General features: G+C 41.6%; 15 protein-coding genes. 9 read left to right on the top strand and 6 right to left on the bottom strand.

Translation table 11 applies throughout. From position 1 onward, the window contains the following. The 3 genes from R7P72_RS14430 to R7P72_RS14420 form a co-directional block, all read right to left on the bottom strand. Nucleotides 1-183: a hypothetical protein gene (locus R7P72_RS14430; protein ID WP_318110663.1), complete on the bottom strand. Its 183-nt coding sequence runs from the start codon at nucleotides 181-183 to the stop codon at nucleotides 1-3. Then, a complete protein-coding gene (locus R7P72_RS14425; RefSeq protein WP_318110661.1) occupies nucleotides 158-742 on the bottom strand; it encodes a hypothetical protein in 585 nt (194 codons plus the stop codon). Before R7P72_RS14425 ends, R7P72_RS14430 begins: the two co-directional genes overlap by 26 nt. A gap of 1,019 nt (nucleotides 743-1,761) precedes the next feature. Next, the gene (locus R7P72_RS14420) at nucleotides 1,762-2,946 is read right to left on the bottom strand and encodes a hypothetical protein (protein ID WP_206953991.1); all 1,185 of its coding nucleotides are present in this window, start codon (nucleotides 2,944-2,946) and stop codon (nucleotides 1,762-1,764) included. 90 nt (nucleotides 2,947-3,036) lie between these two features. Between R7P72_RS14420 and R7P72_RS14415 the strand changes: the two genes are divergently transcribed. Both R7P72_RS14415 and R7P72_RS14410 read left to right on the top strand, forming a co-directional pair. Continuing rightward, a complete protein-coding gene (locus tag R7P72_RS14415; RefSeq protein WP_318110658.1) occupies nucleotides 3,037-3,243 on the top strand; it encodes a helix-turn-helix domain-containing protein in 207 nt (68 codons plus the stop codon). Nucleotides 3,244-3,256: 13 nt separating this feature from the next. Beyond that, nucleotides 3,257-4,054 carry a DNA repair protein gene (locus R7P72_RS14410; protein ID WP_206953989.1) on the top strand — a complete coding sequence of 266 codons (798 nt, stop codon included), beginning with the start codon at nucleotides 3,257-3,259 and terminating at the stop codon, nucleotides 4,052-4,054. Nucleotides 4,055-4,497: 443 nt separating this feature from the next. Here the strand turns inward: R7P72_RS14410 and R7P72_RS14405 are convergent, their stop codons facing one another. Further along, nucleotides 4,498-5,022 (bottom strand): DNA repair protein, encoded by a 525-nt coding sequence (locus R7P72_RS14405; protein WP_206953988.1) that lies wholly within the window; start codon nucleotides 5,020-5,022, stop codon nucleotides 4,498-4,500. Between the two features lie 142 nt (nucleotides 5,023-5,164). Here R7P72_RS14405 and R7P72_RS14400 point away from each other — a divergent pair, with 142 nt between their 5' ends. From R7P72_RS14400 to R7P72_RS14385, 4 genes are all read left to right on the top strand, one after another. Beyond that, the gene (locus tag R7P72_RS14400) at nucleotides 5,165-5,395 is read left to right on the top strand and encodes a helix-turn-helix domain-containing protein (RefSeq protein ID WP_151514600.1); all 231 of its coding nucleotides are present in this window, start codon (nucleotides 5,165-5,167) and stop codon (nucleotides 5,393-5,395) included. A gap of 191 nt (nucleotides 5,396-5,586) precedes the next feature. Next, on the top strand, nucleotides 5,587-8,031 hold the full coding sequence (hsdR, locus tag R7P72_RS14395; RefSeq protein WP_318110655.1) for an EcoAI/FtnUII family type I restriction enzme subunit R: 2,445 nt from the start codon (nucleotides 5,587-5,589) through the stop codon (nucleotides 8,029-8,031). 56 nt (nucleotides 8,032-8,087) lie between these two features. After that, nucleotides 8,088-9,374: a hypothetical protein gene (locus R7P72_RS14390; RefSeq protein WP_318110653.1), complete on the top strand. Its 1,287-nt coding sequence runs from the start codon at nucleotides 8,088-8,090 to the stop codon at nucleotides 9,372-9,374. Nucleotides 9,375-9,377: 3 nt separating this feature from the next. Then, nucleotides 9,378-10,706, top strand: coding sequence for an MATE family Na+-driven efflux transporter (locus R7P72_RS14385; RefSeq protein ID WP_206953985.1), 1,329 nt, complete (start codon nucleotides 9,378-9,380; stop codon nucleotides 10,704-10,706). An 81-nt stretch (nucleotides 10,707-10,787) separates the two neighbouring features. On the opposite strand, the gene R7P72_RS14380 is transcribed toward R7P72_RS14385, so the two are convergent. After that, nucleotides 10,788-11,156, bottom strand: a complete 369-nt coding sequence (locus tag R7P72_RS14380) for a translation elongation factor Ts (RefSeq protein WP_025612556.1) — start codon at nucleotides 11,154-11,156, stop codon at nucleotides 10,788-10,790. Nucleotides 11,157-11,231: 75 nt separating this feature from the next. On the opposite strand from R7P72_RS14380, the gene R7P72_RS14375 reads away from it, so the two are divergent. Further along, nucleotides 11,232-11,381: a hypothetical protein gene (locus R7P72_RS14375; RefSeq protein WP_017790133.1), complete on the top strand. Its 150-nt coding sequence runs from the start codon at nucleotides 11,232-11,234 to the stop codon at nucleotides 11,379-11,381. Nucleotides 11,382-11,548: 167 nt separating this feature from the next. On the opposite strand, the gene R7P72_RS14370 is transcribed toward R7P72_RS14375, so the two are convergent. Then, entirely contained in the window at nucleotides 11,549-11,947 is a 399-nt protein-coding gene (locus R7P72_RS14370; RefSeq protein WP_025506819.1) for a hypothetical protein, read from the bottom strand. Nucleotides 11,948-12,109: 162 nt separating this feature from the next. Here R7P72_RS14370 and R7P72_RS14365 point away from each other — a divergent pair, with 162 nt between their 5' ends. Further along, nucleotides 12,110-13,600 (top strand): N-6 DNA methylase, encoded by a 1,491-nt coding sequence (locus R7P72_RS14365; RefSeq protein ID WP_206953983.1) that lies wholly within the window; start codon nucleotides 12,110-12,112, stop codon nucleotides 13,598-13,600. Continuing rightward, nucleotides 13,600-15,348 carry a restriction endonuclease subunit S gene (locus R7P72_RS14360; RefSeq protein WP_318110647.1) on the top strand — a complete coding sequence of 583 codons (1,749 nt, stop codon included), beginning with the start codon at nucleotides 13,600-13,602 and terminating at the stop codon, nucleotides 15,346-15,348. The genes R7P72_RS14365 and R7P72_RS14360 overlap by 1 nt, the downstream gene beginning before the upstream one ends. The last annotated feature ends 53 nt before the right edge of the window (nucleotides 15,349-15,401 follow it).

Below are 15,401 nucleotides of genomic sequence, written 5' to 3'. Positions count from 1 at the left end.
TCACTCGGCCTCGAATTCTAAGTAACCAAGTTGTGCAAGAAGATCTTCAGTCACATCAGTTGGTTGGCTAGCGCCTTGCGCCCGAATCCAAATGCGAATGGTGTCTCCCAAGCTTTTGCGACTGTCACTTTTATCTGATGCGAATTCTTGGTGGAGATCAAATGGCGCTAATGCGTGATTCAAACAACCAAGAATATCTGCTTTTGAGTCTGCCTTCTTGGTGATAATGCTCTGTAAAAGCTCGCACAATCGAGGTTTCTACCAACGCAGACGGAAACCAATCGACTGCATATTTATAAGAAATTATCCAATTGGGGCCATTCACCCAACTAATTGACCGATCACTGGAAGAAAATGCCCCCTCCGAAGCCATCGCTAGTTTGTCGGTTAATCCAGCCATGCATGAACTAACGATTAGTCCTTTAATTTTTTTTCCATGCTCACGGATAAGCTCGGTAGTTTTGTTGATGGTAGCATCGGCAATACGCTTGCCATCTCCATGCCCACCGATATACAGAATCTGTATATCCTCACGAGTATCAACGAGATGTTCTAGCGCTTTCTCTAGCGATTTGTTGTCGTAATAATTACAGTTGTAGATATTCAGTTGTGGCTTGTCAGTGCTATCGTTAACCAGCTTTTTCACTCCTTCAAAGAACGGAATGCAACTGGCTTGGTCATGGTTAGTTTTAAAGGAAAACCAAGGGGCCTCGGCAACTAAAAGTGCGACGTTTTTACTCATTTTTTCTCGTTGTATTTGGTAGTTCAAAATGTATCTGACTAATTGCATGCAAATTTATCTATATAACATTTTAAAAACTATGTATATATTTTTATCAAAACTTCTGGATCGGAGATCTGACTCCATCGTTTAGAACAATTGACTGACTAACGAGGCAGAACAGTGTTCACTCTTGATAGAAGATGCACAAAGCAAAGCTTTGTAGGGGATAACTATGTATATGTACATGGCATTGATAATAAGATCTGATTAAACTGGCGGAGAATAGGCACTCAAATAATCCCAAAAAGCAGTGAGGAATTATAAGGTCTATCAATAACACTGTTCTCTTAAACTTATATCTAAAATCGCCATTAATTTTTTGTTTTTTTTTGTTTTTTTAATCTGAAAAAAATAAGTTATGTTTGAACACTGTTCTGAAAATTTTAGTCCTGAGTTTAACCTTTATATCCCCCACAACAATACAAATCGATCGGCAGGATGAAGGCTTTCTAGAAGCAGAAAACAGCTACAGATAACCAGAAAATTATTGAATTACAAAGCGAAATTTTTTGATGCACGAAAAACCACATTGCAGACGAAGCAGACAAACCTCTCTGCACGAAAGTTTGCTCTACGTGCGAACAAATAAAAAAGTGTCACACCAAGCACTAAAACTGTCTTTTGCGACACAGCAATTGTTCTCTGCGACAACGAAAAAAAATCAACAAGTGCAAGTTTTGCTCACTTATTTTTAATTATTCGGGCTTACTCCTTATATTAAAGCTATAACCGTTATAATAGTTATAACAGTCATAATAGTTATAACATATTTTTTTGAGGGAATGTAGTTTTATTTAGGTCCAAGGATTAATAGTTAAATAAATAAAAACAACAATATAAAAACAATTATTATTTAAACAAGAAAATTGAAGATATTTAATAAAGACGTTATTTCACGAAAAATCATGCTGCTTGCCAGCATGAATACATTTATTTACCTATTTGGCAATCAAATTATTATAGCTGACCCTCTAGTGCTAAATAATTTTATTCTTCAATTTGTATACAGCAGTTCGTGACACACCTAATATTCTCGCAATCTCATTCATCGTAAGAGATGGGTCATCATCTCTTTCTTTTAATAGCTGTTTCAACTGTTCACGCTTCGCTATGTTAGGATTGGTGCCTTGTTTCGCTCCGCTTAAAACGGGGAAATTATTAACTATCATAAACGCTTCATATCTGCGTATACAGTTTAGGAGTGTCAACGATTTTTGAATGTTATTCGCACTCTTTAACCAGATCAGAGCATCCTTAATTTTCCACAAGTTTGCCTCAACGTCCCCTCCTAGCACCCTTGCAACGTTTACAATCCAATCGTCGTAGCAAGAAGTAATGTTGTCGATATCATTAATTTGCTCGTAAGCATGGGGGTAATGCTCCCGTGCAAATGCCAGTATAGCTTTCGCATAGCTTTGCCAGCCAGCATTGTCTCGATCCAGTTTGAGTAGCTCAGACATCACCAATCGCGGCTCTACTGAGAATAAGTTAAGCCAAGAATAAAGAGTTCTTGCATCCAAGCGTTCTTTACCTTGTTTATAGTCTTCTAGCTTACTTTGCGCATCTTCATCATCACTATGGCGATAGATGGCAGAAATCAATCTTCTTGTGGCTTTCTTATATGCTAAAGCACTCCTAGAAGAATGATGATCGCGACAATAGTATGGAGACTGATTCACTCGTTTGTAGCAAAGCGCACAGAAAGGTAAAGCCAAAGTAGTGTGTTTTTTTTGAGTATTGTCAGATGACGGCCTTTGAGGTGTTTTACTCTTAGCTTTTACCAACATTTGCTCAATCACATCGACATATTCGATGACTAAAATATCTTGATTTTGAAGTGTTGTTTTTTTCTCATCACTCATATTTTTAGTTCTAAAGTCGATGAGCTTATCTATTGTGCTGGATAACCCCCCGCAGAAACGTACAAATTCTTTAATCGTATCAGGCTCCTTACCTGTAAACGTTTTTAAAAACGGAATGTACAGAATGAGTACCTTTGATACTGTTCGCTCTAACGAAATATCAAAAGCATCCACGACTGAGATACCTTTCGAACTCTTCTTTTGAGTAAGCTTTTTGTTTTCACTTCTAGATCGTGCTTCAAGTTTTTTCAGGTTTTCATTTAATTGCTTTTCAAGTAGGGGGGCAGCCATTACATCCATTAGTGTCAACCTAATTGTGTCTTTGTTTCAATCTACAACACTAGCGTTTGTTTTCATACGATTACATCAAACAGAAACATAAAAACAAAAATGAGAAGAATAAAAATGATAGATAGTAATTTTATAAGAGTTAGTGAGTTGGCTACGTACTTGAACATAAGCAAAGTAACAGTCTGGCGCTGGAGAAAAGAAGGTCGCCTTCCTGCTGCTCGTGCAATCAGCCCGAAAATTGTGGGCTGGAAACGAGAGACTATTGAACGATGGCTCGAAGAACAAGCAACAGAGCTACCGTACTAAGGGGGGTAAGTGAATGAACATACAAACTAACGAACGCACTTACATTACAGACTTACGTACCAAGCTTAAGCAGCAATTTATTCAAGAGATGCATAACGCGAACAAAGATCCCGATAAAGGCATTACCTTCGACGTAATGCTTGACGCTTACGAAGCTGCAAAAGCAGAAGGAAAATGTTTTGAGAACCCAGCACAGTTGCAAGCAGCCGTTGGAGGGAGATATGTAAAAGCTCAAATAGCATTTCAAATTCTCGATTCTGCTCAACCTAATACGAATCGATATAATCGAGAAGTTCCCCAGTGGTTTTCCAGCCCGCTAGAAACTGCACTAAAACTCGACATAGCGGCTTTGTGGCAAGCTGTAGAGAGTGACATTGCTAGTATTGTAGAAAGTCGAGTAAAGATAGCTGAACACTGTTCTGAACAGAAACGCCTACAAGCATTACAATCTAGTGAGCTAGTCGAAGAGCTTCAAGACAAACTTGATGAGCTGAAAGAACTACCAGGACAACTGAGTGAACTAAAGATCGACAATGAGCGCTTAAAAACCGAAGTGAGCGTACTTGAAAACAGAACCTCAACTTTGCAAGCCAGTTCAGACTCTTCATTTGCCTTACAGCGTGAAAACGCGATTTTAGAAGACAACAATGCGAAGCTTAAATCTGAAAATCAGAATATGAGAAAAGAACTTGAGCGAACTGCTGCCCTCTTGCAAGAAACGCTTATCAAGAAAGCTAACTTAGAAGGTCGCTTAGAAGAGCGCGGCGAGTTTTCAAAAATTACCAATGAAAACACTCAAGTTAAAAGCTAACTCTACATCACGATGCTCCATTCCCACGCATGGGAATGGATATAAGGGAGGTGCTGAACACCCTGTCTAGCACGAAATTTATTGCACAGAATGCTGTTCAGTGCGATCGCAAAGGTCAATTTTATGTAGACAATGGAATGAACAATGTTCGCGCTATCATTAACAGCAAGAAGACCCATGTTTCGTTTTTCTGCCGCTATTCCCATTACATTGAAATCGTCGACTCAATTCTCGAAGAGTTTGCGGCCGAACAAAGCTTATTTATTGAAAGTTGCGAAATTTACCCCACACACTAAAGCAAGATCCCATAACATCTCACAAATCACTATCGAACCGCTGGCTCATTCCCACGCATGGGAATGACTACAAAGAGAGTCCAATTCCGAACCAGGTGCTAGTTCCTATAGTGCGGACCGCAGGTCGAGAAACACCCTTATGTAGGATTAGCGTTTCTCTTGATTAATAATCTTCCCCATAATTTCTTTCTTATATTCAGTAAGTAATGCTTCACGCTCTAGCTTTTCTATTTCGTTGTTCAAATGTTCACCATGAACTGGAAATAGATCTAGCAGTTCTTTATGCGCAACTATTTGGTCATACATTTCAACAAGTTTAGTGTTCAACTGATCTTGGTATTGTCGCTCTTCGCTAACTAGCTCAGACTCTAAATACCCTTGGCCTACTCTATGCTTTTCTTGTGTGACTTTTGTGCCTCCGACTGCAACAAATTGAGCGTTATTTATTCGAGGGGGACTTAATCGCACAACCTTTCTTTCTTGTTCGAGTATTTTCAAAATACGATAAGACTGATTATTAAACCGCTCAATATGTTCATCAATACAGTAATGCGCCTCAAGAAAAGGCCTCAGTAGTTTTCGGTAACTAAACAGGCTGAAGTATTCTTCTTGTTCATAATGCTGAAGAGTTTCCAAACCAATCTTGTACAACTCTTTAGTACCCACTCTCATATACTGTCCTTATTAAATGAGTAATATATTACCCAGTCCGCAATGGGTAATATATTACCCATCAACATTAAAGTCAAGTGATTATCATGGAGTCCATTCCATGACTGATGTAAACTGAAAAAAAACTTCGTCATGTAACGATATGAATAATTTAGCGAAAGAAATAGCTCAAAATATCATTGATAAACGAACTAAAATCGGACTATCCAGCTCCGATGCAAGTATCAAGGCGGGCTTTAGTCGCGGTTATTTAGGTAAGGTAGAAAGAGGTGGCGTTCGAATCACAGTTGAAAAGCTTTATCAGCTAGCTCGAGTTCTCGATTGTGAGGTAACTGATCTTTTACCAGTAGACCGTCCAGACTTGTTAGAATAGATGAGGCTTAAGCCCTTAAGCTTTTTCACGAAAAACTACACTGCTCTCGCAGTGTAGATTTCTACCTGTGTAGTTTCTTTGCCTATTTTAGAAAAACACCATCCACTTCACTGATAAGTCAGTATCTTTTCTTCTTTTATGCATCCTTTGGTATAGTCATGAAATGCATTTGTACTGAGCTGGCTAATCGCATGGAATCGACAATCAATAAATCAAAGCTATCTGAAACCGACATCATCACGAAATTCATTCTTCCTGCTATCAAAGATGCAGGATGGGATGATATGTCTCAAATCCGTCAAGAAGTTAAACTGCGTGACGGTAAGGTCATTGTTCGTGGTCAGGCAGCGGCGAGGAAAAAGGTTAAGTCTGCGGACATCGTCCTTTACCATAAACCGAGCATGCCTCTAGCCGTTGTCGAAGCAAAAGCGAATAAGCATGAAATCGGCAAAGGTATGCAACAAGGTCTAGATTACGCCAGCTTACTTGAAGCCCCTTTTGTCTTTGCCTCAAATGGCGACGGTTTTATCTTCCACGACAAAACCAACCCAGCTCAACTCGAAACTGAAATTCGACTTGAAGACTTCCCGACACCTCAGCAACTATGGGACAAGTACTGCGTTTGGAAAGGCTACAAAACCGAGCACCTTCCAGTTATTACTCAAGATTACCATGATGATGGTAGCGGTAAGTCTCCGCGCTACTATCAGCTACAGGCGATAAACAAAACTGTGGAGGCGGTCGCAGCAGGACAAAACCGTGTACTGTTGGTTATGGCAACGGGTACGGGCAAAACTTACACTGCATTCCAGATTATTTGGCGACTGTGGAAGTCCCGAGCCAAAAAACGCATCCTGTTTTTGGCGGACAGAAACATTCTGGTCGATCAAACTAAGACCAACGACTTCCAGCCGTTTGGCACCGCTATGACCAAAGTCACTGGTCGAACAGTCGATCCCGCTTACGAAATCCACCTAGCTCTATATCAAGCTCTCACTGGCCCAGAAGAGCATCAAAAAGCATACAAACAGGTCGATCCTGATTTCTTTGACCTTATTGTCGTTGACGAGTGCCATCGTGGCAGTGCCGCTGAAGACAGCGCATGGCGCGAGATTCTTGAGTATTTCGGTTCTGCGACTCAAATAGGGCTAACCGCGACACCGAAAGAAACCGATATCGTGTCTAACATCGAGTACTTTGGCGACGCCATTTATACTTACTCTCTAAAGCAAGGTATTGAAGACGGTTTCTTAGCCCCTTACAAAGTTGTGCGTGTCGATATCGATGTAGATTTACAAGGTTGGCGACCAACCAAAGGGCAAATCGATAAACATGGTGAAGTTATCGAAGACAGGATCTATAACCAGAAAGACTTCGACAGAACTATGGTCATTGATGAGCGCACAGAACTTGTTGCACAGACCATCACCAGCTACCTAAAGCGCACCGATCCGATGGCTAAAACCATTGTGTTCTGTAATGACATTGACCATGCAGAACGTATGCGCCGAGCACTAATCAACTGCAACCCTGAGCAAGTTGCTAAAAATGAAAAATACGTAATGAAAATTACTGGTGATGATGAAATCGGTAAAGCTCAGCTTGATAACTTCATCAACCCCAAAAAGGATTACCCTGTTATCGCGACCACCTCAGAACTCATGACAACAGGTGTCGATGCAAAAACTTGCAAACTGGTAGTTCTTGACCAGGGCATTCAGTCGATGACCAAGTTTAAGCAGATCATCGGTCGTGGTACTCGTATTGATGATCGTTACGGAAAGCTATGGTTTACCATTCTCGACTTCAAAAAGGCGACTGAACTGTTCGCTGATGGGCGCTTTGATGGTGACCCTGTGCGAGTTAAAGAGACAAAACCAGAAGACTTTGAAACCGATGATGGACTCGATGAGATCATCGATGGTGAGGATGAACTTGAACAAGATAATCCATTTGAAGGGGAAGATATTGACCCTGAAAGCATCCATGAATCAGAAGCTCCATACGACTCAGGTTCATCTCCTTCTGACGGTAGCAATTCCGATGATGATTGGCAGGATGAAAACCGAGTTAGAAAGTTCCATGTCAACGGTGTAACGGTGAAAGCCATTGCCGAACGTGTTCAATACTACGATTCCGACGGTAAACTCGTAACCGAATCGTTCAAAGACTATACCCGCAAGACGATGGCAAAACAGTTCACCTCAATGGATGACTTTGTTAAGCGCTGGCAAGATGCCGATAAAAAGCAAGCAATCATTGATGAACTGGCAGAGGAAGGCATCATCTGGGAAGCGTTAGAGCTGGAAGTAGGCAAAGATCTCGATCCATTCGACATGATTTGTCATGTCGTGTATGACCAACCAGCACTCACCAGAAAAGAACGCGCTGACAACGTCAAAAAGCGCAACTACTTCACTAAGTACGGTGAAACGGCTCAGCAGGTGTTGAACAACCTACTGGACAAGTACGCAGACGAAGGCGTTCAAGAGATTGAGAATATTCATGTACTCAAAGTTAAGCCTTTTGACGAGATGGGACGCCCTGCTGAAATCGTCAAAAAGTGCTTTGGCGGAAAAGAGCAATACTTAGAAGCGATTTCTGCACTGGAAGCTGAGATTTATCAATCAGCCTAATCACCATCTAAACCAAGCTAGAGCTTCTTTAGCTTGGTTAATGACCTCAAGTCATCATGCATATCTATATTTTTGGTAATCTAAATTCAGGCAAAACAACGTTAAGCAAACAAATACAAGGACGTTTGCCTGAGTTCATTTATTTATCATTAGATGAGTATCGAATTCGCTTTGGCGATGAAACCGAGCAAGGTGAGCAACTTGCTTGTGAGCATTTCCTTGCTGCGGTTAAACAACAGGAAAATGCGATTGTTGAATTTACAGGATACGGTCAAACGGCTAGCCTTCTTACTAATCAATTAAATAGAAAAACAGGCATATTAATCTGTTGCACTAGAGATATTGAGCAGAGCATCAATACAATAGATGACGAGAAATACTCAGAAATCCCTTACCCATCATCCAACAAAAAACTGCAAGCTGTTGATGAAACCATTAGATTTTTGAAAGACAAAATCATACCGACAGAGCTAGAAGCTCACTGGCAAAGACAGATTTGGCAGTCTTACTGTTTTGACTTCTCTGATAACTTTGATGCCTTCTGGGCGGCCTTCCCATTATCTCAACACACTTGGGTCAGTAAGCTGAATAAAGTATTAAACACAGATACAAGCGTACCTACAGCTCTACTTTACGGAAGCTTGGGGGCTAATCAGTTAACAAAGCGCTCTGATCTCGATTTATTTATTCAGTCATCGATTTCGGTTCAGGGTTGGTATGAAAGGCTCCTCAGATTGTTCGGCGAACAATTGGCTCATACCGATATTTTGGGGTCGAAAATCACTCTTAGAACACAAGACCGTTTGCTTATAGAAATCGTTGTAGGCCAATCGCTGTCTGACATTTCTCTTTATTATCGTGAGTCACAAATCTACAACGTTCACTTCACTATTTTAAAGGGTGAACTTGGCCTTGCAGAACAATTAGACGCCGTTACCAAAACACATACAAGCGAGCGAAAGCAAGCCAAAGAGTTGGCTGCTCAGGTTTACTTTTTATTTTGCTCCTTACCGAACCTTATCGCTAACAACGACAGTTACAAGTACCACTTTCACTGCTCTATCATCCAGCACTATTGTGTTCAGCTAGAACATTTATTGCTAAGTGAGTTTAAACACAACTACCTTCCCAAACATGCTGCTACAACATTGATTGATTTCCCATGGCAAGTATTTAACTGCTCAGCAACTCATATCAATACAGTGCAATATACTGAACTTTATCAGTACCTCATCACACTGTTCGAACGGCTTAGAAAGAAACAACTGATTAAAAGTAATGGCTATTTCTCTGTGGAGAATCGCTTTCTCCATGAGATCCCTAGTGAAGATAACAAGGCTTAAAAATTGAAAAATCATCAAATAAAAACAATCAACTACCAACTGTGGCTGGTGCTGATTCTGACAAGCTTAATACCATTAATCTACTCAACTACACGAATCCATTTCTTGGGCAGCATCCCTAGCCCATGGACTTTTAGCATTGCAGCACAAGTTGCATGGCTAAATGTAGGATATGAAGTCCTCAGCGAAGCATTACTTATCCCTCTAGCATTTATTCTAGGCAGAGTTATTCATAGTAATGAAGCTTTTCGCGAACGAGCCAGTTTATCTCTTTTGGTTACCTTAATTTGCTACTTTGTGGTGACCTTAATGGTATTGTGGCTAGCCCCGAACTTTGTAGATGCTATGCAGCAACAGGCTGAATTATTGACCCAAACGATCCAATACATTCGATTGGAATCTGCCGCTATTCTGCTTTCCAGCTTCTATGCTTTTTTGTCTTTGGTTCTAGTCCTAAGAAATGAACGAAAGGCGCTGTATGGTCTCCTAATAGTACAAATGCTCATGACTGTCCTTTGTGACAGCGTCTTCGTCAGTCAACTACCTTACTCCCTTCAGTTAGGAGTGAATGGTATTGCTCTGAGTAATATCGTAGTCAATAGTCTTCTCGCGCTGTTTGCCCTCATTTATTTATCGAAATCAGGGATCACTCTGAGCTTCAAGTTTTCTAAAGGAGATCAATCGCAATGGCTCAAAGAATGGGCAAAAATTGGATGGAAGTCAGGGCTTGAGTCACTCGTGCGAAATACTGCCTTTATTGTCATGATTCTTCAACTTATTAACCAAGTACAACAAGCGGGAACGTTCTGGGTTGCTAATCAATTTATTTGGGGCTGGCTACTACTTCCCGTTTTGACATTAGGACAACTGGTTAAGCAAGATGCTGCGACAAACAATGGGTTAACATCTGAGCGAGTCAATGGCTACCTTTGGATAACGTTAGGAATCATTGCTGTTTGGATACTCACCGCACCGCTTTGGAACAGCTTTATAGCCAATGTCATGGGAATAGAGAACCCAGAATCAATCACCAGTCTAGTTTGGCTGATGGTTGGGTTCTATGTCATTTTCAGTTTAAACAATGTCATAGACAGTTACTTTTATGGTATTGGACGCACGGATTTAATGCTGTATCAATCACTTATCGTCAACACCTTGTTTTACGGTTGTGCTTTTGTGCTTTATCAAATCGGTATCTTTGTACCCACGCTTGAACGAATCGCCATAATGTTCGGCTTGGGCATTACTGCTGATGCGCTAATCACTTGGGTGTTGTACCTAGCTCTACGTAGCAAAGCGGATGATATACAAGCTGCTGAAATCCAATCGTGACAACAGTTTGTCTAACTTTCGACTTCCCTGGGCCAACCAACAAACTCAAGAAATTAGAACAAAACGGCTATTTAGCCGTTTTTAACCTACCTGCTCCCTATCATCCAGCCAACTGGATATCTCTGCTAACCCTGCAAGCGAATCCTCATTCAAGCATCTATGGTTAACGTATTTTGGAACCACGACATCCAACCCCAATGCAACAAAATCTGGATGTTCCGAAATGATTTTCACGTACTGTTCAAGCCGACTTTCTGGGGTAGATTCCCTTTGTAACTGCTTCTTGAGAACCTCTCTAAACTTCCGAATTTCCTGAGGGGAAGCATCTTCTATGTCTTCATATTCAGAACACTGAAGTTCTTCGTAAAGAACATCGGCCAGTTGCTTATGGCTCCAGCCTAACGCATCCAACATAGTTCGAATTTGCTTTTGTTTTTGGGTTGTCCCCATTTGTCCCTACCCTACTAGTTACTATGCAATGGTCTCAGCGGAGACAAGCATTCAATTAATGAAAAGGAAAATACTATGTCTAAAAACAAAGCACCAATGACTCCTGAAGCCGCTGCTCGTATTCAAGCGAATCAAGCAAAACAAAATGGCGGACAAGTCTCTAAAGATTCATTCGCGGCTCGCGCTCAACGCGCTGCTGCCAACAACCAAAAACAAGGTAAATAGGAGTAACCATCATGGCAAAACCAAGTTCTGCACCAAAGACTGCGCCGAAAGGTAATCCAAACTACCCAAGCACAACTGGCAAGCCTTCAGGCAAAGGTCGAGGCAACACACCTAAACGCTAAGCACATTAGATATAAATGAGGCAGTCTAGCTGCCTCATTTTTCTATTATGAACAACTTCTCGCATTCAGCTTGAAGTTACTCAAAAACAAGTTTTGATCAGATTTGTAATCGGAATACGGCACAGACTTTTCCGTTTGTGAAAGAGCGCATAAACACGTTTCTCGCTTACTCTCATACCAACTCACCGACACCATGTTTTTTGACGAGTTTATGCAGGTATCAACGATGGCATACTCTACTTCTAATGGGTAACGCTCTTCATCAAAAGCACCATTCACCTTATAACCACCAACCACGCCCACGACCAATGCCGTACTGGCAGACACCAGTTTCCGTTTACTAAATTTAAAGCCTTTGAAGCTTTTTTCACACTTCTCACACGAGATATGCTCTGCATATTCAATAACATTGTCAGTGTGACAATGGGGACACTCAACCTTCATTTTCTAGACAACCTGGTTGTATTTTTTATTGTTTCATTTATATCACTGATTCATTATTAAACCACAATTACAAACATAGTTTCATAGCGATAAGTTCATTTTCTTCGATCCATTTCTGCTATAATCAGCCCCAATTTTTCAGTCAGTTAGTAGTGGAACTCCATGTCAATCAGTTCAGTTATCAAGTCTATTCAAGACATCATGCGTAAAGACGCGGGTGTTGATGGTGACGCGCAGCGTCTAGGCCAAATGTCGTGGCTTTTATTCCTTAAAGTGTTTGATGCTCAAGAGGAAGAGCTAGAGTTCGAGTTAGATGATTACCGTGAACCCATCCCAGCGAAATACTTATGGCGTAACTGGGCGGCAGATAACCAAGGCATTACAGGTGATGAGCTGCTGGAATTCATCAATGATGACCTATTCCCGACGTTAAAAAACCTTACTGCACCGAAAGACACCAACCCGCGTGGTTTTGTGGTGAAAGAAGCCTTTAGTGACGCCTTCAACTACATGAAAAATGGCACACTGCTGCGTCAGGTGATTAACAAGCTCAACGAAATCGACTTTACTGACTCTAAAGAACGTCACTTGTTTGGTGACATCTACGAGCAAATCCTACGCGACCTTCAAAGCGCGGGGAATGCAGGTGAGTTCTATACCCCTCGCGCGGTGACTCGCTTTATCGTCAATCGTCTTGACCCTAAACTGGGTGAGCAGATTATGGATCCCGCCTGCGGCACGGGCGGATTCTTGGCTTGCGCGTTCGATCACGTCAAAGAGAACTACGTGACAAGCGCAGCCGACCACCAAACGCTGCAAAAGCAAATCCATGGTGTAGAGAAGAAACAACTGCCACATTTGCTGTGCATCACCAACATGATGCTCCATGGCATCGAAGTCCCTGTGCAGATCAAGCACGGCAACACGCTTAACAAGCCGCTTTCAAGTTGGGATAGCAATATCAACGTGATTGCGACTAACCCACCGTTTGGCGGCACCGAAGAAGACGGGATTGAAAAGAACTTCCCAGCCGAAATGCAAACTCGTGAAACCGCCGATCTGTTCTTGCAACTTATTGTCGAAGTATTGGATAAAGATGGTCGCGCTGGTGTGGTATTACCTGATGGCACCTTGTTTGGTGAAGGTGTAAAAACCAAAATCAAAAAGATGCTGACGGAAGAATGTAACCTGCACACGATTGTTCGCTTACCTAATGGCGTGTTCAACCCATACACAGGTATTAAGACCAACATTCTGTTCTTTACCAAAGGCCAACCGACCAAAGAAGTGTGGTTCTACGAACACCCTTACCCAGAAGGCGTGAAGAACTACAGCAAAACCAAACCGATGAAGTTTGAGGAGTTCCAACAAGAGATCGATTGGTGGGGTAACGAGGCCGATGGATTCTCTAGCCGCATCGAGACCAAGCAAGCTTGGAAAGTGTCGATTGAAGATATTATCGAGCGCAACTTTAACCTTGATATTAAAAACCCGTATCAGGACGAAGTAATCAGCCATGATCCTGAAGAGTTACTGGCGAACTATCAGCAGCAACAACAAGACATTAAAGCACTGCGTGACCAACTGAAAGGTATTCTCGGTGATGCACTTAGCTCTGCCATTCAAGGTAAAAAGCAAGGTGGAGAGCAATAATGGCAGTCGAAAACCTAATCACCGAGCATATTGATGTTTGGACTTCAGCAGTTCAGACCAAATCGACCTCTGGTCGCGGTAGCAGCAAGAAACTAGAGCTTTACGGTGTTAAAAAGCTGCGTGAGTTGATCTTAGAGTTAGCGGTGCGAGGAAAGCTTGTGCCTCAAGACCCTAATGATGAACCAGCTTCTGTGTTACTTGAGCGTATCGCGCAAGAAAAAGCGCAATTAGTTAAAGAAAAGAAGATTAAAAAGCCAAAGAAACTTCCTAATATAAGCGATGAAGAAAAGCCTTTTGACTTGCCAAATGGATGGAAGTGGGTACGTTTCCCAGATGTTGCTCATTATGGGCCAGGAAAAACACCAGCTACCAAGAACTCACTGTATTGGGATGAAACTGGAAGTGGAATACCTTGGGTGAGTATTGCAGATCTAAACGACAAATCTACGGTTAGTGTATCCACTAAAAAAGTTAGTGATATAGCGGTAGAACAAGTTTTTAAGCGAACACCGATTCCTGCTGGAACTATGCTGATGAGTTTCAAGCTAACCGTTGGAAAAGCCTCTATTCTCAATGTTGACGCTTTCCACAATGAAGCGATCATTTCTGTATTTCCGTACACAGGAGTTTTGCAAAGTTACTTGTTTAAGGTGTTACCAAGCCGAGCAAACTCGGGAAATAAAAAGAATGCGATTATGGGCTTTACGCTTAACGCTGAATCACTATCTTTATTAACTATCCCTTTACCGCCAGAGGCTGAACAACACCGTATCGTCGATAAAGTCGATGAGCTAATGGCGCTTTGCGACCAGCTTGAGCAGCAAACCGAAGACAGTATTGAAGCGCATCAAGTGCTGGTAACAACTCTGTTGGACACACTCACCAACTCTGCCGATGCTGACGAGTTAATGCAAAACTGGGCGCGAATCAGTGAGCATTTCGATACCTTATTTACCACTGAAGAGAGTATCGACCAGCTTAAACAAACCATTCTACAACTGGCGGTGATGGGTAAGTTGGTTCCACAAGATCCAAGTGATGAACCTGCTGCTGAGTTACTCAAAAGAATTGCGGAAGAAAAAGCACAGTTAGTCAAAGATAAGAAAATCAAAAAGCAAAAAGCACTACCGCCGATTGCTGAAGATGAAAAGCCGTTTGAACTGCCGAGTGGGTGGGAGTGGTGCTATCTCCAAGATCTGTTTTCAGTAGTAACAGATGGCGATCATCAAGCTCCACCCAAGTCCGATGACGGCATCCCTTTCTTGGTAATTGGAAACTTAAATACAGGACACATACAGTTTGAGGGTTGTAATTACGTCCCTGCTCAATACTTCGACAAGCTAGATTGGACTAGGCAGCCTTCAAAAGGAGATCTTTTGTATACGGTAACAGGATCTTACGGTATCCCAATATTAGTCACCGAGGATGTACCTTTCTGCGTTCAACGACACGTAGCTATTCTTAACTCAACAGCGGATACACCTGTTGAATACATACAGTATGTACTACGCTCAAAATACTCTTTTGATTTTGCAACCTCTGTAGCTACTGGTATTGCACAAAAGACGGTTCCCCTTACAGGCCTACGCAAAATGCCGATTCCATTACCGCCTTTAAAAGAACGATCAGAAATACTCCAAATGATTGCCGCACTAATTGGTGTATGCGAACAGTTAAAAGTGAGTATTAGAGATTCACAAACCAACCAATTGCATCTCACCGATGCAATTATTGAACAAGTAGTATAACTATGAGTCTTTACAATATCGCCAATAAAAACCTCTCACGCTAACATCGACAA

The organism is Vibrio sp. Vb0888, assembly GCF_033338835.1.
Taxonomy (GTDB): Bacteria; Pseudomonadota; Gammaproteobacteria; order Enterobacterales; family Vibrionaceae; genus Vibrio; species Vibrio alginolyticus.
This window is presented reverse-complemented; position numbering and strand designations above follow the sequence as displayed.

Excerpts from the sequence above, each read along its gene's own strand:
- R7P72_RS14410 (WP_206953989.1), top strand. The coding sequence starts at position 3,257 with ATGAACATACAAACTAACGAACGCACTTACATTACAGACTTACGTACC.
- R7P72_RS14370 (WP_025506819.1), bottom strand. The coding sequence starts at position 11,947 with ATGAAGGTTGAGTGTCCCCATTGTCACACTGACAATGTTATTGAATAT.
- R7P72_RS14360 (WP_318110647.1), top strand. The coding sequence starts at position 13,600 with ATGGCAGTCGAAAACCTAATCACCGAGCATATTGATGTTTGGACTTCA.
- R7P72_RS14420 (WP_206953991.1), bottom strand. The coding sequence starts at position 2,946 with ATGGATGTAATGGCTGCCCCCCTACTTGAAAAGCAATTAAATGAAAAC.
- R7P72_RS14400 (WP_151514600.1), top strand. The coding sequence starts at position 5,165 with ATGAATAATTTAGCGAAAGAAATAGCTCAAAATATCATTGATAAACGA.
- R7P72_RS14415 (WP_318110658.1), top strand. The coding sequence starts at position 3,037 with ATGAGAAGAATAAAAATGATAGATAGTAATTTTATAAGAGTTAGTGAG.
- R7P72_RS14365 (WP_206953983.1), top strand. The coding sequence starts at position 12,110 with ATGTCAATCAGTTCAGTTATCAAGTCTATTCAAGACATCATGCGTAAA.
- R7P72_RS14405 (WP_206953988.1), bottom strand. The coding sequence starts at position 5,022 with ATGAGAGTGGGTACTAAAGAGTTGTACAAGATTGGTTTGGAAACTCTT.
- R7P72_RS14390 (WP_318110653.1), top strand. The coding sequence starts at position 8,088 with ATGCATATCTATATTTTTGGTAATCTAAATTCAGGCAAAACAACGTTA.
- R7P72_RS14380 (WP_025612556.1), bottom strand. The coding sequence starts at position 11,156 with ATGGGGACAACCCAAAAACAAAAGCAAATTCGAACTATGTTGGATGCG.
- hsdR (WP_318110655.1), top strand. The coding sequence starts at position 5,587 with ATGGAATCGACAATCAATAAATCAAAGCTATCTGAAACCGACATCATC.
- R7P72_RS14425 (WP_318110661.1), bottom strand. The coding sequence starts at position 742 with ATGAGTAAAAACGTCGCACTTTTAGTTGCCGAGGCCCCTTGGTTTTCC.
- R7P72_RS14375 (WP_017790133.1), top strand. The coding sequence starts at position 11,232 with ATGTCTAAAAACAAAGCACCAATGACTCCTGAAGCCGCTGCTCGTATT.